Here is a 23,398-nt window from a genome sequence, read left to right on the forward strand (position 1 = left end):
TTTTTGCTATTAATTTAGCCATTTTAGCCCATTTAGAGGATAATCGATTGAATTGAGGACACGCCTTAGGCATTGGTATAACGACTTGCCTCAGGCATCCAGCGGTGAATCAGTTGGCTGACATCTGCCTTGCGCGTAGGATCTGCAATTAAATGTTTGGCTAAACGCTGAGCAATGGCAAACAGCTGCTCGTCACGTATCAGATCAGCCAAATAATAACCGACGTTACCCGTTTGACGTTTGCCTAATAACTCACCGGGACCACGCAATTCCAAATCTTTTTGGGCAATGACAAAACCATCAGTGCTATCACGCAGGACCTTTAAGCGCTCTGTACCTGTCTCTGATAATGGCTTTTGGTATAACAGTACGCAATAGCTTTTGGTTGAGCCACGCCCGACTCGCCCGCGCAGCTGATGTAATTGCGATAGACCTAATCTTTCGGCATTTTCGATAACCATTAACGACGCATTAGGGACATCGACCCCGACTTCAATGACCGTTGTGGCAATCAACAAGTCCAAATTGCCAGCTTTAAATTCTTGCATGATGGCTTGTTTGTCAACGGATTTCATCTTGCCATGGACAAGACCAATGCGAATATTCAAGCGCTCATTTAAGTCCTCATAAGTGGCTTCAGCAGCTTGCGCATCCAGCACACTAGACGCTTCGACCAACGAGCAAACCCAGTACGCTTGTCTACCCGCTTCACAATTAACCGCAATACGTTCGATCACCTCATCGCGTCGATTACGGTCAATGGTCACCGTAGTAATTGGCGTACGCCCCGGTGGCAATTCATCGATAATCGAGGTATCCATATCACCGTAAACGCTCATTGCGAGCGTGCGCGGAATCGGGGTAGCGGTCATAATCAGCTGATGCGGCGTGCTATTGGCCACCCCTTTATTGGTTAGTGCCATACGCTGCTCAACACCAAAGCGATGCTGTTCATCGATAATAACTAAGCCCAATTTGGCAAACTGCACCTGCTCTTGAAATAATGCATGAGTCCCGACGACCACTTGCACCGCGTTTTCTGCGACTGCTTCCAACGCTTCGCGGCGCTGCTTTGCCGTTTGTTTCCCAGCAAGCCAGCCGACACCGATACCTAACGGCTCAAACCATTGCTTAAAGTTAAACAAATGCTGCTCTGCTAAAATTTCTGTGGGTGCCATTACCGCCACTTGCCAGCCACTATCAAGCGCATAACCCGCCGCACCCGCTGCGATCAGAGTCTTGCCCGCGCCAACATCACCTTGCACCAACCGCAGCATTGGGATGGACGTTGCCATATCAGCCGTAATATCTTTCATGACTCGTTGCTGTGCACCCGTTAAATCAAATGGCAATGCGGCAAACAACTTATCAGCCAATGGACTTTGAGTGGCACATTTGGGTGCTTTATGCTGATGCAGTTGCTGACGACGATATAACAAGCTGAGCTGATGGGCGGTTAATTCTTCAATAATTAAACGCTGACATGCTGCATGAGTACGGGCACTTAACTGGGTGAGTAGCTGATATTGTCGTCCTGCGTCGGTATAAGTCGGCGGTGTATGCAGTAATACTAAGGCCTCAAATATCGTCAGATTATAGACGTTGTTATTAACTGTTCTATTAGCGACTGTATGGATATCACTGTTTGTATTATTATTGGCATCATAGACATTGGCTTTATTGACACTACTAACGCTATGACCAGTCGTATTATCTGGCACACTACGCGCCAGTGTCGAGAATATATCTTCTGGATACTCTGCCTCTGTTACTACTGTCTTCGTCGGTTCAAAAGGTGCTAATGGCAAGTCAGCCACGGCTGCAAAGTCTGTAGGAGTAAACAGCGTCATCGGCAAGCCTTCACTGCGAACCGTCTGTAATGCCAGCTTAATTAAGGTACGCAGCTTATTTTGATGCAAACCTTTAACACTTGGATAAATAGGCTGCAAACCGGTATTTACTACCGTCTCATTACTACTGATAACTTGATATTCAGGATGGTGGATTTGCTTACCATAACGACTCACCTTTACTTCGCCAAATAATTGCAGCTGCGCCCCTAAGCTCATGGTTTGTGCAAGACCACGATAAACCTTAAAAAACCGTAGCGATATGGTGCCCGTATCATCATCTACCACGACCGTCATACCGCTGCGCTTGGTGTCAACGTGTACCACACGCCCAGTAATTAACGCAGACTGTCCGTGTCCCACCTCTGCTATAGACAGTAGTCGGCTACGATCTTCATAATCACGTGGCAGATGCAGCAATAAATCAAATATTCGTTTAATATTCAATTGTGCCAACTGTTCTGCGACTTTTAATCCCACACCCGCCAGTGCCGTCACTGGCATATCTAGCGCTGAGAGTGGCAGCTCAGACCTTATATGGTCTGTTGAGCTGGATAAAGAAGCGTTCACCGATACTGACATCAAAGATCCTAACGATATTATTTTTAGTTTTCATATACTCATTCAAGTATTTTCAATATACCGTAGATGATGACAGTTTTTATAAGAAAGCTGTCATCAACAGGACACATCAAAACACCGACTCATTTCATTATAGCTGACAATACAATTGCTTATGCTCAGCTATTTAGTAATACTGCGTCAAAAAGCCTGAAAGTCAAACGGCTCATTTGTATCATATCAATAACTGATGTCTTATTTTCCGTATTATGGTCATTTTATAAGGTGTTTTTATGTTCCCTCCTGCCCAGTACCGACAACCTCTTCATAGTCTAAGAGTGCGACATAGTATGAGAATGCTATGCATCAGCTTAATTGCCGTACTCGGATTATCTATCAGCGCTTGTAGCGCTCTAGCGCCAGCGCAGCCGTTACCTGAAGCACCAAAAATAGCGCCACTTAATGTTGCATTAGTCTTGGGCGGCGGCGGTGCCAAAGGCTTCGCCCATGTTGGGGTGATTAAAGCACTAGAAGCAAATGGTATCAAGCCCACGCTCATCGTTGGCACTAGCGTCGGCAGCTTGGTTGGTGGCCTATATGCGAGCGGTTACACACCAGTACAGCTTGAGCAACTGGCACTGACCACTACAGATAGCGAATTGACAGATTTTGTCTTATCCAATCAAGGTGTCATCGAGGGTATCAAACTCAAAAACTTTATCAACGATAAAGTCGATGGACGAGTAATAGAGGATTTCCCTATCCGCTTTGCAGCAGTCGCGGCGGAGAAGCATACTTTGAAAAAAGCCATTTTTACCACTGGTGATGCGGGGCTTGCCGTTCAAGCATCCTGTAGCGTACCGAATATTTTTATTGCGCCGCGCATTCCCGAAAAGGTCGGTAAAAAATATATCGACGGTGGCGTGGTCAGCCTAGTACCTGTCGATAGTGCCCGTGATTTGGGCGCTGATATTGTTATTGCCGTTGATGTGACAGACACTGGTATTAACAATCCTAGCGGTGTCTCTACACTTGATAAAAAATTAAACCTCAACGGATTAAGCAATTTTTGGGGATTTTTGGAGAGTAATGTCGTAGCCTCGCCAAGCGCCAATCGTGCCTCATCGATGCAGCGTGAACGAGATCGTGCTGATGTGCTGATTACGCCTGCGGTCAGTCATATCAGCTCACTAGATACCAGCCAGCGCCGTGCTCTCATAGCTGCAGGCTCGCAAGCCACTACCGCACAGATGGCTGCCATCAAGCAATTAATCAAAGAAAAATCTAACCAGAAATACGCGACGCTTTAAGCGCCTTGCAACGGCGTACCAAAATTTCTTGTTAACAACCCATAAAAAAGCACCACAGCAACGAGCCGTGATGCTTTTTGTGATTAAACGAATATTAAGCCGGTATTAAATAAATCACACTGATAAAATACTTAATACTAAATGACTGACTTATTTCACACGTGCACGGTATTTAACCACTACGGTGTCATTAAGGCCAACACCCTCTAAATCCCAGCGTACCGCTTTATAATACTTTAATGGAATTTCTTGCAGTTGGTTATCCACTTTTCCACGTAATGGCATACGGGCAAAAGTATTGCCATCTGCACTGCCGTATGGAAAATCAGGTGATACTGTACGCAATAACTCTACCTGCTCAGGGATACTCATCGTCACAGTCATTTTACGGACGCGATCTGCATTGGTATTGGTAAAATAGCCTTGGTACTCCAAGACATTACCTGATTGTAGGCGCGTACTAGCATTCACCGGAGCCAAAACCTCTTGACCGTTTGCATCAACGCTAATCAATGACGCGGTAATTTTACTATTGACGGCCTGTGCACTCGAGTTGCTGCTTTTAGTAGCATTGGTCTGTACAGCTGCCGAACTATCAACCGCTTGTTCTGGCGTCGGTAGCATTGCCGAGGCTTGCGTCACTACCATCGCACCGATGAGCGTACCAGCCACAACGTGGAATAAGCGATGTCCGCTCCAAGCACTAAATGGGCTAGCAAATTGGTTACTTTTTTTCATGGTTTTCATTATCCCTGGTTAATATGTCGGTAAAACGCAGCTGGTAAAACTTGAATAACTTCTGGTATATATTGAATCGTCTACAGGCAGCACAATTTAGACGAAATATATCCACTTATAAGAAACATGCTATAAGAAACATAACTCATTATAAATGGTCGACTGTTATAGTATTGGCAGACCTAGTATCGCTGCTGATTGTAGTGACAGCTAATGGCAAGCGCTGCATGCGTCTATGCTGCTGGCGTCTATATTGTCATAGCTGGTAAGCTTATCGTATAAAGTTTTTATTTTTATTGATTATCTTCGTTCATCGCCTGTAAAGCAATAGCGCTTAGCATAGCAAAAAGTGTTTGTACGTACACTAACCCCGTGTTGCGGTTGTGTATATCGTCCATCAGTGATAAAAATTGATTGATACTACTGAAATAAAAGATAGCTCATAACGGCGTTTTTTGCTATGGTAATTCTTTAGCGATAGGCATTTTTTGCTACGCCCCTTTTCTTATTCTCACTACTATTGCCCTTATTATGACTACTAGCGCCATGCCCCAAATCAACCCTGAATATGTCCATTGGTTCCGTAACTCTGCCCCCTACATCAATACCCATCGCGGCAAAACGTTCGTGATTATGTTTGGTGGTGAGGCGGTCAATCATCCAAATTTCAGCACCCTTATTCATGATTTTGCGCTACTGCATAGCTTAGGTATCAAGCTGGTATTGGTACATGGAGCGCGACCGCAAATCGAAAAGAACTTAAAAGATGCTGACATTACCTCCCCACTGCATCAAGACATTCGAATTACACCGCGCGTGGCGATGCCTGCTATTTTACAAGCGGTAGGCGCTATTCGCCTGCAACTCGAAGCGCAGCTGTCGATGGGACTGGCCAATTCACCTATGTATGGTTCACGCATCGATGCCATTTCAGGCAATTTTGTGACCGCACGTCCTTACGGTATTCGTGATGGTATCGATTACCAAATGACTGGCGAAGTGCGCTCTATCGATGTTGAGGCCATCAAAAACAACCTGCTACACGACCATATTGTGATTTTAGGCTCAATGGGTTATTCAGCAACTGGTGAAGTCTTTAATTTGCTAGCTGAAGACGTGGCGCTCAGTGCAGCCGTGGCACTGGGTGCTGATAAGCTTATCTTCTTGGGTGAAGAAGCAGGCATCAATGACGATGATCGCTTACTAAGAGAGATGATTCCTAATGAAGTCGATCGCTTCTTACGTGATCGTGATTTAAATTGCGAGATCAATTATTTCTTAAATTGCGCCAGTTTGGCTTGCCGCCAAGGCGTCCATCGCACCCATATTATCTCGTATGCCAAAGACGGTGCCTTATTAGAAGAGTTATTCACTCGCGATGGCTCTGGTACTCTTATCAGCCATGACCCTTACGAAGAGATTCGTCGTGCCAATATTGACGATGTGGTCGGACTGATTGAGCTATTATCACCGCTAGAAGAGCAAGGCATATTAGTCAGCCGCTCACGCGAACGCTTAGAGCAAGAGATTGATAATTATAGTGTCATCGAGCGTGATGGTATGATTTTGGGCTGCGCGGCGCTATATCCATTGGATACAGAATCAGCAGAAGTTGCCTGTGTCGCCGTACATCCCGATTATCGTAGCGGTAGTCGCGGTGCAGACTTACTGGCATTTTTAGAGCAACAAGCGCGCAGTCATGGTCTGCACAAGTTGTTTGTGTTGACAACACGGACGGCACATTGGTTCGTCGAGCAAGGCTTTGCCGAAGTCGAGGCCAGCGCGCTACCTGCATCGCGTCAAGAAAAATACCATAATGGTCGTAACTCTAAAGTCTTTCAAAAAACTCTTTAGATGCTCAATCTCTAGTCATAAAAAAGCCCTCATAATATTATGAGGGCTTTTTTATGATTTTATTTTTTAACACTATTCACTAGGGTGTGTACTAAGTATTATTTTACTTTTAATAGCTCAACCGTAAAGATAAGCGTGCTGTTAGGCTCGATACCTGCGTTACCCGCTTCGCCATAAGCAATATCTGATGGGATATAAAATTCGTATTTACCGCCCTCTTTCATCAGCTGTAGACCTTCTGTCCAGCCAGCGATGACTTGGTTCAACGGGAACTCAATTGGCTCACCGCGCTCATAAGAGCTATCAAATACCGTGCCATCGATTAACTTACCTTCGTAGTTTACTTCAACCACGTCAGTCGCTTTTGGTGATTTACCCGTACCTGCGGTGATAACTTTGTACTGTAAGCCAGAAGCCGTTTCTTTGACGCCTTCTTTTTTAGCGTTTTCTGCTAAGAATGCAGCGCCTTTGGTTTTGTTTTCTCCAGCTTTTGTTTCCATGTCTTTAACGAACTTTTCTTCTTGCTCTTTTTGATAAGTCGTCAATACTTCCTGCATTTGTTCTTGAGTCAATGCTGATTTATTGCCTTCATAACCATCACGGAAGCCTTTTTCAAAGGTATCAAGATTTAGGTCACCGACCGCTTCTTTGTTACCTTCAGCCATCATGAAGCCTAAGCTATAACCTACTTTTTCATTTGCTGAGCTTTGCTCGGTGATTGAAACGCTTTTAGCAGCGGTCTCTTGGTTACCGTTATTTGTGCTACAGCCTGTTACCAACAACATAGCACTAGCAAGTACACCAACGCTTAAAGTAGTGATTTTTTTCATAAAGTACTCTCAAATTGTAAGGATAGTGGCGAGATGTCACATGTTCCTATAATAACAAATCTTAGTTTTAGGAACCATGTTTGCCGTCAAATTATCGGGCGAATGTACAGTCTATGTTAATATTTCTCATCATAATAACAAGTTATCACACAAATACAGTAACACGTTAAGCTTTCTATCTTTAAATCCACTAATACATCAGCTAAGCTGAATTAGTTAAGGTGATAAGTAACCGAGTGTACGTCTTTATCATGGATGATTAACATTGGCAGTAAGGCAATTAACACGAGGGAAACCAACGTTTTTTGATAAGGTTTTTTGATAAGGTTTTTTGATAAGGTTATCTACTCAAAAATTATAATATCACCGCATAACTTACTTTAAAAATACTATTAATTATAACCATCTATGTATTGGTTTCGCTCAACAATAGCTGTACTGATGATATTGTTGAGTGGCTTTCGTATGATGATTAAAGGAGGATAAGATGAATCCAATGTACACATCTTTTAACGGTTATCTTGGTGGGCCTATCGGCTCTATTATTGGTGCTATTTTAATATTTATTATTGGTTGGCTAGTGGCACTGGGTATCGCGGCACTGGTTCGTAATGTATTATCTAGAGTCAATCTGAACCAACGTATGAACTCTTCAACGGGTAAGACCTACGATTTAGAAGGTATTATCTCTAAGATTGTATTTTGGTTCATCTTTATCATCGCGATTTCTGGGGCGCTGAATCAATTGAATTTGAACTCAATCTCGACACCGTTTGCAAATATGGTCAATCAAGTCCTAGCATTTATCCCTAATCTTATCGGCGCTATCGCTGTGGGTATTATTGGTTGGGTCTTGGCTACTGTTGCACGCACAGCTATCAACGCGGCATTGGCGAAAACGTCAATGGATGAGCGTTTAAGTGCTCAGGCAGGTGTAAAACCGATGAGTAGCACGATTGCCGATATGGTTTATTGGTTCATCTTGTTGGTTGTTTTGACAATGGTATTGGGTAAATTAGAGCTTGATGGTTTATTTGCTCCATTGACGAATATGGTTGATAAAATCTTTAGCTTTATCCCTAACATCCTCATTGCAGGTGTTGTCTTTGTCGTCGGTTATATCATTGCCAAAGTGGTGCGCGGCATTGTGACCAACCTTGTGTCTACTTTTAATGTTCAAGAATTGGCTACAAAAGCAGGCTTAAGCGAAAAAAACAGCTTGCCTAATATCGCTGGTTCACTGGCATTTTTAGTAGTGATCATTCCAACTATTATTGCTGCATTAAACGCATTAAAAATTGAAGTGATTGCTCGTCCTGCGACAAACATGCTGAACAAAATCATGGAAGCACTGCCAAACATCTTTATGGCGGTTGCGATTTTAGTCGTGACCTTCTATGTGGTACGTATGGTTGCCAATATCATCAAAGGTTTGATCGAAAACACTGAGATTAATCAATTGCCTGCGAAAGTTGGTTTACAAGAAACCATGGGCGATAAGAGAATCTCTGATCTTGTTGGTTATGCGATTATCTTCTTTGCGATGTTATTTGCCTCAATTGCTGCCGCTGACTTACTAGGTTTTGAGCCTATCTCAGCCATTATCGCCATGTTTATTGCGTTTGGTGCCAACATTATCTTGGGCGCAATTATCCTATTTATTGGCTTCTGGCTTGCCAATATCATTGCAGGTGTGGTTGAGCGTTCTGAGCAAGGCTCACAATTCTTAGCAAACATCGTCCGTGTACTAATTATGGGTTTAGTACTTGCCATGGGTTTAAAAGCGATGGGTATTGCTGACTCTATCGTTAACCTAGCCTTTGGTCTAACACTAGGTGCCGTAGCGGTAGCCTTTGCCCTTTCATTTGGTCTTGGTGGTCAAGAAGCCGCTGCACGTTTCCTACGTAAAATGCAGGATAAAATGGACAAAGAACGTGAAGAAGCTAAAGCGAAATCTGCTCTTCATACTCGCTCAAGTACACAAGAAAAAGTTGCTGACTCAGTTCGCGAAAACACTCCTGCTGCTTCAGGTACAATGACTAGTGACTTCCCTACTAGCACTGTCGATACCAACAACCCTAGTACGGGTCATGTAGATATCACTCATGTTGAAACAAGTGATGACGATATCGACACTGGTTCAAATCTAGCGCCAAGTAATAAAGGCTTTACTGATATTGATAATAACGACTTAAAATAAGTCATCGTTAACGATATATTTTGAATAAAAAAGACAGCCTAGGCTGTCTTTTTTTATGGCGTAAATTTAGTTTCTACAAAAATCCCGCTACAGAACATCGCTACAAAATCATACTCAGAACTTGGTCTTCCGTGCAGGTATATTCAAATTTAATTGCATTCGCATTGGCTCATTTTTACTTGCTGATAAGTTATTTGTCGTTTGCTTTTTATGCTGTTGGTTTAAGCGCTGTAGTTGCTTAGTCAGCTGCCGCTCACGCTGGGTCATCGGATCAACGGGTTGAATCCATAAATCGATATCAATAAAGGTGTCATTAGACTCGTCAATAAAATCAATGCCCAATACAATCACATGATGCAGCTCGGCTATTGGCAGGCGGCTCGCAACATCCTGTGCAATCCTTGCTAAGTTTGGCTGAATAGCCTGTTTACTGTGCTGGCTCTCAACATCTTGCCCATAAAATATTAATACATAATGCCTTCCCAAGCTCTCATAAGAGTGCTGATGGACGACATAACCTTCTTTTTGCAGACCATGTGCTTGTTTAGGATGCCTATATAGAGTTCGAACCAGCTCATGGCGTGAAAATAAAGACTCGTCCAATAACTGCTGTTGCCAATAACAGCGTTTTGTTCCTAGTGTCTCTTTATCAGCATTGTCTAGTACTTCTTCATCGAGCATCTCTATCATTTGGGTGCTTAACTGCGACCACAGAGCTGCCGCTTGCGCCATATGCTGATGATACATCTGCGCAGTCGTGCTTTTGTTTTTGTAGGCAAGTGTCATAGCGACTAATGCAGGATTGGGCTCATCTTGCACCTCGTACTTGATGAGTGCATTATCTACTGCGATAGCGTCCCTAAATAAAGTAGGGCGATGTAAAAACTGAATGACTAGATCTGCTTCTGATTCAAAGCTAGCGACATGATTACTGGCTGAATACTGTAATTGCCCTAAACGATAATGCAAAAATCGCCATAACTCGCATGGTGCTTGTAGGCTTGCTAATATCGCCTGCCAGTCATGCCAGCTAAAAACTTGTAGCTGCTGCATACTGTCGCTCATATCCACCACCAAATCTTCCATAAAATAGCGGACACCAAAGCCATGAATGAGCCGTTTTAGGGATTGTCGTTGCTGGTTATTTATCTTAATTTTATTGATTTCTTCAGCTTTATCGGTGCGCTGAATATCAAAAACTAAAACATTATGGCTCATGTTGGCGTTATTTTTATGCTGAGTAAGATATGTCTTGTGCCATATGAGCGCGGCCTTTACTACCGCCATACGCGCAGCTTTAATATCGACCAGACTACTTTTAGCAGGCAAATACAATATGAGCTCAAGTAATGATAGGTTACCCAGTGGCAATTGATAATGATATTGCTGAGCACGGTAATATGCGTCATATTTATGCTCAAGATGCTGCATATTGGTCAAAGCAATATCTACAGCATCTTTCTGCAAATAGCAGGTCAACTCATTAACAAGACAATCATTATCAGATAGGGTAATAGATGAGTCAGACACAGTGTTAACCTTTTATTATCGAATGAACGCGTTGTATGGTAAGTTGCTATTGATGAGCATAACACTAGAGCATGTTGAATATTCGCAAATGTTTTTGCTATAACGACAGGCTACCAACAAAAAACTTAACAAAATAAGCCTTATTAAATGCAGTCGCTTTCAGGGCAATGAGTTGTTATGATAATAGCAAAGTAGCATGATTTGCAGTCAAACTTATCGCTTATGGGCTGGCTTTGATTACATTTTTTAGAGACATTTATTAAAATTATTTAATGACCATCATATAATAAAAAGGATTGAACGTTATGAAGCGCTTTAAAGAGAAAACTGTCATTATAACAGGTGCAGATTCTGATATTGGTCGTGCAACGGCGCTTAGATTTGCACAGGAAGGGGCGAATTGTATAATCGTTGGTATTAATAACGATATTTTAGAATACATCTACGAGGATCTGCCACAGGATCATACATGGATCAATACAGGTAACCACCTTACCGTAACCAGTGACATTAATGATCTGAACCAAACGGCAAGATTAATAGAGCATGTACGCGATAAATATAAACATATTGATGTGATGGTCAATATAGATACTGCGGTCGGCATTCATCAGTCAGTTATTCCAGAACTGATAAAAACCCAAGGCAATATCGTTAATGTATCAACGCTAACGGAGATATCAGCAGACTGGAATATAGAGAACTATAAAGCTAGGCAAAGGAATTTGACTGATGTTACAAAGAAGCTGGCATTAGAGAATATACCAAATAATGTACGTATTAATGCCGTATCTGCTGGATTGGTGGCAACAGACATCAGTCCAAATCCATTTATTAGCCACTCTCCACTAGGGAAGACAGCGACACCGTTTGATGTAACCGCCGCTGTGATGTTTTTAGCCAGTGATGATGCTGCCATCATTACTGGTATGAATTTACCTGTCGATGGCGGGGTTAGTACGTTTAATAGCTAACTCAATGCTTAGTTTTTTAGCCATTCTTAAAACTCATCACCGCAAACAAAAGACCTCCTGACATTAATCTGTCAGGAGATCTTAATATAATACAGATACTCATAACTCATTTAAAAACTTTATTCAGCTGAATGATTGATATCTTGTAATGGTTGAGATAAGCGCTCAGGATGTCTTGGTATCACCCCTTTATACTGAGCATAAATTTTTGGTAAATCCGCTTCGATATCACCACTAGGATAAACCAACGACATAAAGCGTATCTCTTTAGTTTTGTAATCCATCGCTACCGGCAAAATAGGTACACCAGCGCCCACTGCTAAATAATAAAAGCCAGATTTCCAAGTTTCAGTATATTGACGCGTGCCTTCTGGTGCTAAACCCAAAAATAGTGGCTTACCGGTTTTGAACTTATCAATACTTGCTTGCAGCACTGAGCCTTTGTCACTACGATCAATGGGAATCACCCCTATCCAGCTTAATAGCTGAGCAAATATTGGCACTTTAAATAACGTATGCTTACCCATAATACTGATTTTTAAATCTAGGGCGAATAAACTGGGTATTGCATAAACCCCGTCGATATTCGAAGTATGCGGCAGCGCTAAAACCACGGCTTGTGAAATATTTGGAATCTCTCCAACTGTACGCCAACCCGCAGCTTTTAGCATAGCTGAGGCAATCACTGGCGCAATTTTATTACCGCGTTTCGGGACTAAACTACCCAGCTGCTTTCTACTAAGCTTAGGCAATATTTTAGAGTTTACAGACTTAGAAGCAGCAGCTTTTGAGCGATTAAACAACTTTGATGTCATGACGGCACCACATAATAAAAGATACCTACATAATAACATTAAGCTTATACAACCAAATTGAATTTTATAGGCTTTTATTGCTTACCAGCTTACCGGTTTATAAAGTTATATAAATATATAGCTATTGATGGACATATCCATCAAGCCGATTAGGATATGTCAGCCAAATTGCCTTTATTCTCAAGCCAAACCTTGCGATCAGCAGCCCGTTTTTTAGCCAGCAGCATATCCATCACGCTATTGGTCAGCACCATGTCATCCATATCTAGCTGAACTAAACGCCGAGTATCACGGTTCATGGTCGTCTCACGTAACTGCTCTGCACTCATTTCACCCAAGCCTTTAAAACGGGTAATCTGCGCTTTTTTATTGCCCGGCACATTGGACAAAATGTGCTGAAGCTCAGGCTCATCTAACGCATAATGCACCTCTTTACCCACGTCTACTCGATATAACGGCGGCATGGCGACAAATAAATGACCCGCATCCACCAAGGCAGGAAAATGCTTAACAAATAGGGCGCAGATGAGCGTGGCGATATGCAGACCATCAGAATCCGCATCCGCTAAGATACATACCTTATCATAACGCAGCTCAGACAAATCATCAGATGCCGGATCGACACCGATAGCAATGGCGATATCATGAATCTCTTGGCTCGATAACACCGTATCTGATGACACCTCCCACGTATTTAAAATCTTACCACGCAGCGGTAATATCGCCTGATAATGACGGTCACGTGCTTGCTTGGCGCTACCACCCGCAGAATCACCTTCCACCAAAAACAGCTCAGCACCATCACGCAAATCACCTCGACAATCTGCCAACTTACCCGGTAATGCAGGACCTTGCGTGATTTTCTTACGGGCGACTTTTTTGGCAGACTTTAGACGACGTCCAGCTTTATTAATCGCCAGCTCTGCGATTTGAGTACCCATATCAGCATGCTGGTTTAACCACAGACTAAAAGCATCTTTTGCCAATGTCTGTACTGCCCCAGCAGCTTCGCGGCTAGATAGACGCTCTTTGGTCTGTCCAGAAAATTGCGGCTCAGAAAATTTAAGCGACAGAATATAGTTCACCCCATCCCAGACATCTTCTGCCGTTAGCTTGACACTCCGTGGTAGCAAATTATGAATATCGCAAAACTCACGCAATGCCTCTAAGATACCCGTTCGCAGACCATTGACGTGCGTACCGCCTTGCGCGGTCGGAATCAGGTTCACATAGCTTTCTTGAATTGGCGTACCGCCGTCAGGCAACCAAGACAAGGCAAAGGTAATAGCAGCACGTTCGCCCGCTTTTGCATCGTAATTGTAATAGAACGGTGCTTCAGGTAAGGTTTCTAAACCATCCAACTGTTCGCTTAGATATTCGACCACTCCGTCAGTAAACTGCCAAACCACCTTTTCATTATTAATATCATCGACAAATTCAATCGTCAGCCCAGCTGCCAATACAGCTTTGGCTTTTAGATTGTGCTTGAGCTGCTTGACATTAAATTTAGGCGTATCAAAAAAGCGACCATCTGCCCAAAAATGTACTCTGGTACCACGTTTTCGTTTGTTTGAGCTGACTGCTTCAGTCAACGGCGTAACTGGTGCGCCATTTTCAAACGCCATATCAAACTGTGTACTATCACGCCATACCGTCACTTCGACGCGTGTGGATAAAGCATTGACGACAGAGATACCCACACCATGCAGACCGCCTGACACCTCATAATTAGAAGTCGAAAACTTCCCACCAGCATGCAAACGGGTCAAAATCAGCTCAATCCCTGACTGATTAAATTCAGGATGAATATCAGTCGGCATACCGCGCCCATCATCCTCAACTGACAATGAGCCATCGCTATGCAGTTGCACCTTGATGGTTTTCGCATAACCCGCCAACGCTTCATCAACTGAGTTATCGATAACCTCTTGCGCCAGATGGTTCGGGCGCGTGGTATCGGTATACATACCTGGGCGACGACGTACTGGCTCAAGCCCTTCTAAAACTTCTAACGATTGCGCATTATATTGACTCACAAATGCATCCTTAACGATTCATGTTCGATTAATTCTATTAAGCCATTATAACGAAAAATAGCGACAGTAACGTCAATAGTCAGTCGCTCACGTCATATAATGTCGCCTGTTTAGACTCGTACTAAATCTTGTAGCATATTTATCACCATCGGCAACTGCTCACCAAAGTCACTAAACCGATGATCGCCACCCGCTTGTAAAATAACCGTACTCCCTTGCTGTTGATAAAAGGCTTTAGACAATTCAGGATTTAATAACTCATCGCCTTCTTTGATAAATACAGCAATTTTTTTAGGATAATGAATTTCTGATAACTGATGATCTGCAAACCATTGCAAATCCGCAGAAGTAATATCCCAACCGCCAGTGGTCGTATAGAGAATTTGATTCTTTGGCAATTCATCTTCGCCTTGACCTTCATTACTATCGTTATTTAACAGTAAGTCATGAGCAAAGCGCTGTAATGTCACATGTGGCTGAGTACTGGGATTTAATAGTAAAGCCGCACAGCCTGTATGGTTGCTCACCAAGGTAGAAAAATAGCCACCCAATGAGCTACCAACGAATACAACTTTTGAGTCGCTGCCCCATTCCTCAACTAGACTTATCAGTTTATCGAACACGTCTTGTGGCGATTTATTCAAATCGGGACGCAGTACATTGATATCAGGATAATGATGCTGGCAGTATTTTTCTAATAGCATTCCCTTGGTAGAGTTCGCATCACTGTCCAGTCCATGGATATAAATCAAGTTCACGTATCATCTCACTTATTAATTTTGTTATGATTATCTTATATAGGCTAGTGACGCTAAGCATAGCACCCGCTAAACAAAAATAATAACAATAAAACGGCACACCATTAGTCAGCATTTGCGACATAATAATATTGTCATAATAGTTTTATACAAGTCAAAGGAATGACGATAATAGCAATGGAGTCGCCATGAACCAACAGTTTGAGCTGTTTGAGATTGCCAATCCATGTATTGGTCTTTGCCAAAGCAATAAAAAAGGCTATTGCTTTGGTTGCCTGCGCAGTCGAACGGAGCGCCAGCGATGGCATGATATGACGACAGAGCAGCAACGCGAGGTGCTAAGGCTTATCGCAGGACGTAAGCTGCGTATAGAGCAAATGAGACAGCGTAAAGGCGAGCAGTTAGGGTTTGATTTTGATGAGATGGGTGAGTTGTTTTGAGGAGTAAACGATAGGTATTTTAGATTGTCAAAGCAAGATATCATATTCTAAGCTTGGCACTTTTAAGAAAATAATATGTAAAAAATTTAGAAAAATAGCTTCATTATTAAAAAAATCTTTCTTAAAGCTGAATTTTGATTAGGTATATTGAACATTCAAATGTGCTGCTGGCAATAACTATTTTTTAGATAGTTCGATATTAAAAATCGATAAGTTTAGTTATTCTAGGTTACACAATTTCGCCATATATTGGCAAAGAATAATACTGCCACGAAGGGCTAATGCTAAAATCTCTCCAAATATTGTTACAAACCTAGCTAAGGTCTCAACATTATCGTAGGTTTATACCTAAATTGATACAGTTCTAGCAATCAGTAGCCCTAATGTTTAAATGTTCAACAGACCGTACATACCTACTATGTAGGCATTTCTTGAATCTTATTTCTTACAAAGATCAAAAATATTCCTGAACAAAAATCTATAATTGCCCAAATTTCCTTTGGTAAGTAAGTTTTTATTATGGGATTGAAAATAAGAGCGAGTAAAACAAAAACCCATGGCAATACAACTTCTTTCTTTTCAAAAGCTATAAATGCTGCCCATGTAAAAACTCCAAAAACTACAAGCCGCAATAACGTATAATAGCCATATGGCAATGGCAATACACCCAGTAAAAGAAGCCCAGCTGCAAAGTATATAACTAGTTTTGGCATTTACCAAGCTCCAAACCATATGCCGATGCCATGCACTATTGCTACGGGAAAGAACAATGCTCCTGCTATAAGAAAGCCCCATCTTTCATCTGAAAAACAGGTTATCACATGAGTAAGCCACGCTCCAAACAGTGCAATAAGTATGAAGACAGCTAATTCGCCTTCACCTTTCATTTTTTTCAGACTATTCATTATTTGTGCCTTATAAATGGAACAGAAAACTACAATCAGTAATAATATAGCAAAATAAACAATAGAGGCTAACTTTTATCTACTAAAGGCATTCATTATACTATAATCGATCTGCTATAGAACAAAGATAGCTATACTGATTCTATTTTTGCCGCCTATTTATGCTTAGGTATAGCATAGCAATCAAGAAAAATGTATCTCTTTATCTCATAGCTATAATAGCTATATTTGTATCTCTTTTAATCGATGTTACCAGTGTACTGAAAGGCGTGGCTAAGTAATCATCTGAAGATCGAGTCTACAACACACTCTATTGGCTGAGGTATAAACAACCCACGGACAAAAGAAAACCCCTTTTCGCTAACGCGAAATGGGGTTTTCTTTTAAAATAGAGAGCTGACACCAGAAAAGCGCCATAAAAACTGCATGCCAATTTTAGGCAGCGCAAGGGCAAATCCTTTAAATAGGATTTGCTGCGTAGGTCACTAGGAATAAAAGATAAAAAAAAGAGCCACCCTGTTAAGGATGACTCTTTTCAAAATAGAGAGCTGACGATGACCTACTCTCACATGGACGAATCCACACTACCATTGGCGCAATGATGTTTCACTTCTGAGTTCGGGAAGGGATCAGGTGGTGCCATCATGCTATTGTCGTCAGCAAAGGGGGTTAGATATGAGTCTGTTATTTTTATTGTTTGACTATAAGTGTTTAGTTTATGGTCGATCAACTTGTAACCTAACTGAATCAAGGTTAAAGGTGATATCGAAATATTCTTTCTTTTATTCTATAGGCTTTCGCTTATACAAGATAGATTAATTAGAGCTTTCATACAAACCACTTGGGTGTTGTATGGTCAAGCCAAACGAGCAATTAGTACAGGTTAGCTACATGCATCGCTGCACTTCCACACCCTGCCTATCAACGTCGTAGTCTTCAACGGCTCTTTAGGGAAATCTAATCTTGAGGTGGGCTTCCCGCTTAGATGCTTTCAGCGGTTATCCCATCCGAACGTAGCTACCGGGCAATGCCACTGGCGTGACAACCCGAACACCAGAGGTTCGTCCACTCTGGTCCTCTCGTACTAGGAGCAGATCCTCTCAAATTTCCAACGCCCACGGTAGATAGGGACCGAACTGTCTCACGACGTTCTAAACCCAGCTCGCGTACCTCTTTAAATGGCGAACAGCCATACCCTTAGGACCTGCTTCAGCCCTAGGATGAGATGAGCCGACATCGAGGTGCCAAACACCGCCGTCGATATGAACTCTTGGGCGGTATCAGCCTGTTATCCCCAGAGTACCTTTTATCCGTTGAGCGATGGCCCTTCCATACAGAACCACCGGATCACTAAGACCTACTTTCGTACCTGCTCGACTTGTGGGTCTCGCAGTTAAGCGCGCTTTTGCCTTTATACTCTACGACCGATTTCCGACCGGTCTGAGCGCACCTTCGTACTCCTCCGTTACTCTTTAGGAGGAGACCGCCCCAGTCAAACTACCCACCATACATTGTCCTCGGTATTGTTATACCTGAGTTAGAACCCCAACATGACCAGGGTGGTATTTCAAGATTGGCTCCACCGAGACTAGCGTCTCGGCTTCAAAGCCTCCCACCTATCCTGCACAAGTCAGGTCAAAGTTCAATGTAAAGCTGTAGTAAAGGTTCACGGGGTCTTTCCGTCTAGCCGCGGGTACACAGCATCTTCACTGCGATTTCGATTTCACTGAGTCTCTGCTGGAGACAGCGCTGCCATCATTATGTCATTCGTGCAGGTCGGAACTTACCCGACAAGGAATTTCGCTACCTTAGGACCGTTATAGTTACGGCCGCCGTTTACTGGGGCTTCGATCAAGAGCTTCGCTTACGCTAACCCCATCAATTAACCTTCCAGCACCGGGCAGACATCACACCCTATACGTCCACTTTCGTGTTTGCAGAGTGCTGTGTTTTTAATAAACAGTTGCAGCAGCCTGGTATCTGCGACTGCCAACAGCTCAAGGAGCGTGTCCTATCACCATCAGCAGCGTACCTTCTCCCGAAGTTACGGTACCATTTTGCCTAGTTCCTTCAGCAGAGTTCTCTCAAGCGCCTTGGTATTCTCTACCTGATCACCTGTGTCGGTTTAGGGTACGATTCGTTTATAACTATTGCTTAGAAGCTTTTCCTGGAAGCATGGTATTTGCCACTTCACTGTACAAGTACAGCTTGCTATCAGATCTCAGCCATGTTGTAGCCCGGATTTACCTAAGCCACAAGCCTACATCCTTTCACCTGGACAACCAACGCCAGGCTGACATAACCTTCTCCGTCCCTCCATCGCATTATAAACAAGTATCGGAATATTAACCGATTTCCCATCGACTACGCCTTTCGGCCTCGCCTTAGGGGTCGACTCACCCAGCCCCGATTAACGTTGGACTGGAACCCTTGATCTTCCGGCGTGCGAGCTTTTCACTCGCATTATCGTTACTCACGTCAGCATTCGCTCTTGTGATACCTCCAGCATGCCTTACGACACACCTTCACAGGCTTACACAACGCTCCCCTACCACTTGAAAACAAATTCAAATCCGCAGCTTCGGCTCCTAGTTTGAGCCCCGTTACATCTTCCGCGCGGGCCGACTCGACTAGTGAGCTATTACGCTTTCTTTAAAGGATGGCTGCTTCTAAGCCAACCTCCTAGCTGTCTATGCCTTCCCACCTCGTTTCCCACTTAACTAGGAATTTGGGGCCTTAGCTGGCGGTCTGGGTTGTTTCCCTCTCCACAATGGACGTTAGCACCCACTGTGTGTCTCCCGGATATCACTCATCGGTATTCGGAGTTTGCATCGGTTTGGTAAGTCGGTATGACCCCCTAGCCGAAACAGTGCTCTACCCCCAATGGTGTTCGTCCGAGGCGCTACCTAAATAGCTTTCGGGGAGAACCAGCTATCACCGAGTTTGATTAGCCTTTCACCCCTATCCACAAGTCATCCCCTGGCTTTTCAACGACAGTGGGTTCGGTCCTCCGGTGCCTGTTACGGCACTTTCAACCTGCTCATGGATAGATCACTCGGTTTCGGGTCTATACCCTGCAACTAAACGCCCTATTAAGACTCGGTTTCCCTACGGCTCCCCTAAACGGTTAACCTTGCTACAGAATATAAGTCGCTGACCCATTATACAAAAGGTACGCGGTCACCCCAATAAATTAAGGCTCCCACTGCTTGTACGCACACGGTTTCAGGTTCTATTTCACTCCCCTCACAGGGGTTCTTTTCGCCTTTCCCTCACGGTACTGGTTCACTATCGGTCAGTCAGGAGTATTTAGCCTTGGAGGATGGTCCCCCCATCTTCAAACAGGATTTCTCGTGCCCCGCTCTACTTAATATGTTAACGCTAATGTTTCGAATACAGGACTATCACCTACTACGGTCAGCTTTCCCACGCTGTTCTTCTACATTAGCATTAATCGGCTTCTCCCCGTTCGCTCGCCGCTACTAGGGGAATCTCATTTGATGTCTATTCCTAAGGGTACTGAGATGTTTCACTTCCCCTCGTTCGCTTCTTGTACAAGTACAAGATACCTACCTTATGGTAGGTGGGTTTCCCCATTCAGAAATCTCCGGATCACAGGATATTGCCGCCTCCCCGAAGCTTATCGCAGGCTGTCACGTCTTTCATCGCCTCTGACTGCCAAGGCATCCACCATGTGCGCTTCATTACTTGACCATACAACCCCAAGTAGTCTTTCGACTGCTAAGTGTTATAAAGTCTAATTATGATAACGATATCACCTATGTTTATACGCTTGATTCAGTTCTCTTATTACTTTTTTTAATCACTCATCCCTGGGATAACAACTGATGTCGTTAAGAGGTGAGTGATTAAGGTTAAGAGGTGCGCGTGAACACGCTCCTCCTAACCCAGACTCATATCTATGTTTTTAAATAGTCTCTATGCTCTCGTCGAGTCACAGATTCTGTATAAAACAGAAAGAAGTAATCGTGTCTTTATTCAAAGATAAATCACTTGTTTCTATTTATACTATTAGCACTTAAAGCTTATTCGTCTATAGTGGTGGAGCCAAACGGAGTCGAACCGTTGACCTCCTGCGTGCAAGGCAGGCGCTCTACCAACTGAGCTATGGCCCCATTATAAAATGGTGGGTCTAAGTGGACTTGAACCACTGACCCCCGCGTTATCAACACGGTGCTCTAACCAGCTGAGCTACAGACCCAATTACGCTTGTTAAAACGTAAGCTTAAACTAAAGAACAACTTGTTGTGAATTCTTGCTGACCGAATGCCATCTATAAGGAGGTGATCCAGCCGCAGGTTCCCCTACGGCTACCTTGTTACGACTTCACCCCAGTCATCAACCACACCGTGGTGAACGCTCCCCCGAAGGTTAAGCTATCCACTTCTGGTGCAATCAACTCCCATGGTGTGACGGGCGGTGTGTACAAGGCCCGGGAACGTATTCACCGCGGCATTCTGATCCGCGATTACTAGCGATTCCTACTTCATGGAGTCGAGTTGCAGACTCCAATCTGGACTACGATAGGCTTTTTGAGATTCGCATCACATCGCTGTGTAGCTGCCCTCTGTACCTACCATTGTAGCACGTGTGTAGCCCTGGTCGTAAGGGCCATGATGACTTGACGTCGTCCCCGCCTTCCTCCAGTTTGTCACTGGCAGTATCCTTAGAGTTCCCGGCTTAACCCGCTGGTAACTAAGGACAAGGGTTGCGCTCGTTGCGGGACTTAACCCAACATCTCACGACACGAGCTGACGACAGCCATGCAGCACCTGTATTCTAATTCCCGAAGGCACTCCCGCATCTCTGCAGGATTCTAGATATGTCAAGACCAGGTAAGGTTCTTCGCGTTGCATCGAATTAAACCACATGCTCCACCGCTTGTGCGGGCCCCCGTCAATTCATTTGAGTTTTAACCTTGCGGCCGTACTCCCCAGGCGGTCTACTTATTGCGTTAGCTGCGTCACTAAGTCCTCAAGGGACCCAACGACTAGTAGACATCGTTTACGGCGTGGACTACCAGGGTATCTAATCCTGTTTGCTACCCACGCTTTCGAGCCTCAGTGTCAGTATTATGCCAGAAGGCTGCCTTCGCCATCGGTATTCCTCCAGATCTCTACGCATTTCACCGCTACACCTGGAATTCTACCTTCCTCTCACATACTCTAGCTCTACAGTTTCAGATGCAGTTCCCAGGTTAAGCCCGGGGATTTCACATCTGACTTATAGAGCCACCTACGCTCCCTTTACGCCCAGTAATTCCGATTAACGCTTGCACCCTCTGTATTACCGCGGCTGCTGGCACAGAGTTAGCCGGTGCTTATTCTGCAGCTAATGTCATCGTCCATGGGTATTAACCATGGAGTCTTCTTCACTGCTTAAAGTGCTTTACAACCAAAAGGCCTTCTTCACACACGCGGCATGGCTGGATCAGGGTTTCCCCCATTGTCCAATATTCCCCACTGCTGCCTCCCGTAGGAGTCCGGGCCGTGTCTCAGTCCCGGTGTGGCTGATCATCCTCTCAGACCAGCTACAGATCGTCGCCATGGTAGGCCTTTACCCCACCATCTAGCTAATCCGACTTAGGCTCATCTAATAGCGAGAGCAGTAAACTGCCCCCTTTCTCCCGTAGGTCGTATGCGGTATTAATACGAGTTTCCCCGTGCTATCCCCCACTACTAGGTAGATTCCTAAGTATTACTCACCCGTCCGCCGCTCGTCAGCGAGAAGCAAGCTTCTCCTGTTACCGCTCGACTTGCATGTGTTAAGCCTGCCGCCAGCGTTCAATCTGAGCCATGATCAAACTCTTCAGTTTAATCTTGCTATGAAGTCCTTTAAAGAGACTTCTAAACTTGGCTCATCTAATCTGGCAAAATCGCTAAAAATTATGTTCGTAATGAATTAACTTTGAGTTTTTCTGCTGTCTTAAATGATAATTTTTATAGTTAGAATGAACTCCGAAAAGAAGTTAAAACCAACTTTATTTTTTAGCATTCTGAATCAGCAAAAATCCACACAAGTTGTTCTTTAGTTATGCTTTTAAATAGTGCTCAATCACTGTCGTCCAGTGCTAGTATTTTCAACTAAACAGTCTCAGCCAATGTGGCTTATCCTATTTAGCGAGCTGACTATCATATCATGTTTTAATAGTCTGTCAACTTCTTTTTTAATTTCGTTTCAATAAGTTAGCTGGTTAATTTACTGTGATTGCTCACTGTCTTATTAACTGCTTTGCCTTGATGAGGTGCGTATTATATACATCTCACAGCCTGTGTCAACACCTTAATCAAAGGTTTTTTTAATTAGTTTGACACCCTTTCTAATAGCCGATACTTTTCAATGGGTTAGCGAAATGTATGGCCTCGATATACTTGACCTTGAACGCTGGAAATACTTATAGATCTTATATTAAGGTGGTGTTAGATCGGTTAACTACTTGCTTGAAGCTAAATATTATTTTTAACATTCTGAAATAAGGCTTTTTTGATCGGTTGAATTGGCAATAATTGTCGAAATAAATAGTTTTGGCAAGTCTCCAGCCTATTGATTGAGAGGCTCTGAACCCAGCCCACTTCC

Annotated in this window: 14 protein-coding genes, 2 tRNA genes and 3 rRNA genes; 5 read left to right on the forward strand and 14 right to left on the reverse strand. The window is 43.5% G+C overall.

Features of this window, described 5'->3' with window-relative positions; genetic code table 11:
• Window positions 1-65: 65 nt before the first annotated feature.
• Window positions 66-2,432 (reverse strand): ATP-dependent DNA helicase RecG, encoded by a 2,367-nt coding sequence (recG, locus tag JMY05_RS10630; protein ID WP_045445757.1) that lies wholly within the window; start codon window positions 2,430-2,432, stop codon window positions 66-68.
• Between the two features lie 329 nt (window positions 2,433-2,761).
• On the opposite strand from recG, the gene JMY05_RS10635 reads away from it, so the two are divergent.
• Window positions 2,762-3,721 (forward strand): patatin-like phospholipase family protein, encoded by a 960-nt coding sequence (locus JMY05_RS10635; RefSeq protein ID WP_201615054.1) that lies wholly within the window; start codon window positions 2,762-2,764, stop codon window positions 3,719-3,721.
• 150 nt (window positions 3,722-3,871) lie between these two features.
• On the opposite strand, the gene JMY05_RS10640 is transcribed toward JMY05_RS10635, so the two are convergent.
• Window positions 3,872-4,459 (reverse strand): hypothetical protein, encoded by a 588-nt coding sequence (locus JMY05_RS10640; protein WP_201615056.1) that lies wholly within the window; start codon window positions 4,457-4,459, stop codon window positions 3,872-3,874.
• A 531-nt stretch (window positions 4,460-4,990) separates the two neighbouring features.
• Here JMY05_RS10640 and argA point away from each other — a divergent pair.
• Window positions 4,991-6,313, forward strand: coding sequence for an amino-acid N-acetyltransferase (gene argA / locus JMY05_RS10645; RefSeq protein ID WP_045445754.1), 1,323 nt, complete (start codon window positions 4,991-4,993; stop codon window positions 6,311-6,313).
• 98 nt (window positions 6,314-6,411) lie between these two features.
• Here argA and JMY05_RS10650 read toward each other — a convergent pair whose 3' ends face one another.
• Entirely contained in the window at window positions 6,412-7,143 is a 732-nt protein-coding gene (locus JMY05_RS10650) for an FKBP-type peptidyl-prolyl cis-trans isomerase (protein ID WP_201615058.1), read from the reverse strand.
• Window positions 7,144-7,630: 487 nt separating this feature from the next.
• Here JMY05_RS10650 and JMY05_RS10655 point away from each other — a divergent pair, with 487 nt between their 5' ends.
• On the forward strand, window positions 7,631-9,343 hold the full coding sequence (locus JMY05_RS10655; protein WP_201615060.1) for a mechanosensitive ion channel: 1,713 nt from the start codon (window positions 7,631-7,633) through the stop codon (window positions 9,341-9,343).
• Window positions 9,344-9,457: 114 nt separating this feature from the next.
• Here JMY05_RS10655 and JMY05_RS10660 read toward each other — a convergent pair whose 3' ends face one another.
• Window positions 9,458-10,873: a hypothetical protein gene (locus tag JMY05_RS10660; protein WP_201615062.1), complete on the reverse strand. Its 1,416-nt coding sequence runs from the start codon at window positions 10,871-10,873 to the stop codon at window positions 9,458-9,460.
• A gap of 305 nt (window positions 10,874-11,178) precedes the next feature.
• Here JMY05_RS10660 and JMY05_RS10665 point away from each other — a divergent pair, with 305 nt between their 5' ends.
• The gene (locus JMY05_RS10665; protein ID WP_045445742.1) at window positions 11,179-11,847 is read left to right on the forward strand and encodes an SDR family NAD(P)-dependent oxidoreductase; all 669 of its coding nucleotides are present in this window, start codon (window positions 11,179-11,181) and stop codon (window positions 11,845-11,847) included.
• 119 nt (window positions 11,848-11,966) lie between these two features.
• On the opposite strand, the gene JMY05_RS10670 is transcribed toward JMY05_RS10665, so the two are convergent.
• The 3 genes from JMY05_RS10670 to JMY05_RS10680 form a co-directional block, all read right to left on the reverse strand.
• Window positions 11,967-12,662, reverse strand: a complete 696-nt coding sequence (locus JMY05_RS10670) for a lysophospholipid acyltransferase family protein (RefSeq protein ID WP_045452324.1) — start codon at window positions 12,660-12,662, stop codon at window positions 11,967-11,969.
• A gap of 149 nt (window positions 12,663-12,811) precedes the next feature.
• The gene (gene parE, locus JMY05_RS10675) at window positions 12,812-14,698 is read right to left on the reverse strand and encodes a DNA topoisomerase IV subunit B (protein WP_045445739.1); all 1,887 of its coding nucleotides are present in this window, start codon (window positions 14,696-14,698) and stop codon (window positions 12,812-12,814) included.
• Window positions 14,699-14,808: 110 nt separating this feature from the next.
• Window positions 14,809-15,456 (reverse strand): YqiA/YcfP family alpha/beta fold hydrolase, encoded by a 648-nt coding sequence (locus tag JMY05_RS10680; protein WP_045445735.1) that lies wholly within the window; start codon window positions 15,454-15,456, stop codon window positions 14,809-14,811.
• A gap of 188 nt (window positions 15,457-15,644) precedes the next feature.
• Here JMY05_RS10680 and JMY05_RS10685 point away from each other — a divergent pair, with 188 nt between their 5' ends.
• The gene (locus JMY05_RS10685; protein WP_045445732.1) at window positions 15,645-15,896 is read left to right on the forward strand and encodes a DUF1289 domain-containing protein; all 252 of its coding nucleotides are present in this window, start codon (window positions 15,645-15,647) and stop codon (window positions 15,894-15,896) included.
• 416 nt (window positions 15,897-16,312) lie between these two features.
• On the opposite strand, the gene JMY05_RS10690 is transcribed toward JMY05_RS10685, so the two are convergent.
• The 7 genes from JMY05_RS10690 to JMY05_RS10720 all read right to left on the reverse strand — a co-directional run bounded on the left by JMY05_RS10690 (window position 16,313) and on the right by JMY05_RS10720 (window position 22,637).
• Window positions 16,313-16,609: a DUF6804 family protein gene (locus tag JMY05_RS10690; protein WP_045445728.1), complete on the reverse strand. Its 297-nt coding sequence runs from the start codon at window positions 16,607-16,609 to the stop codon at window positions 16,313-16,315.
• Window positions 16,610-16,801, reverse strand: a complete 192-nt coding sequence (locus tag JMY05_RS10695; protein ID WP_045445725.1) for a hypothetical protein — start codon at window positions 16,799-16,801, stop codon at window positions 16,610-16,612.
• A gap of 546 nt (window positions 16,802-17,347) precedes the next feature.
• Window positions 17,348-17,462, reverse strand: a 5S ribosomal RNA gene (rrf, locus tag JMY05_RS10700).
• Window positions 17,463-17,653: 191 nt separating this feature from the next.
• Window positions 17,654-20,515 (reverse strand): 23S ribosomal RNA (locus tag JMY05_RS10705).
• A gap of 346 nt (window positions 20,516-20,861) precedes the next feature.
• Window positions 20,862-20,937, reverse strand: a tRNA-Ala gene (locus JMY05_RS10710).
• 9 nt (window positions 20,938-20,946) lie between these two features.
• Window positions 20,947-21,023 (reverse strand) — tRNA-Ile (locus JMY05_RS10715).
• A gap of 75 nt (window positions 21,024-21,098) precedes the next feature.
• Window positions 21,099-22,637 (reverse strand): 16S ribosomal RNA (locus tag JMY05_RS10720).
• Together the 16S, 23S and 5S rRNA genes with 2 tRNA genes alongside form the textbook arrangement of a ribosomal RNA operon.
• Between the last annotated feature and the right edge of the window lie 761 nt (window positions 22,638-23,398).

The organism is Psychrobacter sp. JCM 18902, from assembly GCF_904846615.1.
GTDB lineage: Bacteria > Pseudomonadota > Gammaproteobacteria > Pseudomonadales > Moraxellaceae > Psychrobacter.

Bases quoted from the DNA above. Each gene is read 5' to 3' on its own strand.
- argA (WP_045445754.1), top strand. From the start codon at position 4,991: ATGACTACTAGCGCCATGCCCCAAATCAACCCTGAATATGTCCATTGG.
- JMY05_RS10635 (WP_201615054.1), top strand. From the start codon at position 2,762: ATGAGAATGCTATGCATCAGCTTAATTGCCGTACTCGGATTATCTATC.
- JMY05_RS10650 (WP_201615058.1), bottom strand. From the start codon at position 7,143: ATGAAAAAAATCACTACTTTAAGCGTTGGTGTACTTGCTAGTGCTATG.
- JMY05_RS10685 (WP_045445732.1), top strand. From the start codon at position 15,645: ATGAACCAACAGTTTGAGCTGTTTGAGATTGCCAATCCATGTATTGGT.
- JMY05_RS10655 (WP_201615060.1), top strand. From the start codon at position 7,631: ATGAATCCAATGTACACATCTTTTAACGGTTATCTTGGTGGGCCTATC.
- JMY05_RS10690 (WP_045445728.1), bottom strand. From the start codon at position 16,609: ATGCCAAAACTAGTTATATACTTTGCAGCTGGGCTTCTTTTACTGGGT.
- recG (WP_045445757.1), bottom strand. From the start codon at position 2,432: ATGTCAGTATCGGTGAACGCTTCTTTATCCAGCTCAACAGACCATATA.
- JMY05_RS10670 (WP_045452324.1), bottom strand. From the start codon at position 12,662: ATGACATCAAAGTTGTTTAATCGCTCAAAAGCTGCTGCTTCTAAGTCT.
- JMY05_RS10695 (WP_045445725.1), bottom strand. From the start codon at position 16,801: ATGAATAGTCTGAAAAAAATGAAAGGTGAAGGCGAATTAGCTGTCTTC.
- JMY05_RS10640 (WP_201615056.1), bottom strand. From the start codon at position 4,459: ATGAAAAAAAGTAACCAATTTGCTAGCCCATTTAGTGCTTGGAGCGGA.
- JMY05_RS10665 (WP_045445742.1), top strand. From the start codon at position 11,179: ATGAAGCGCTTTAAAGAGAAAACTGTCATTATAACAGGTGCAGATTCT.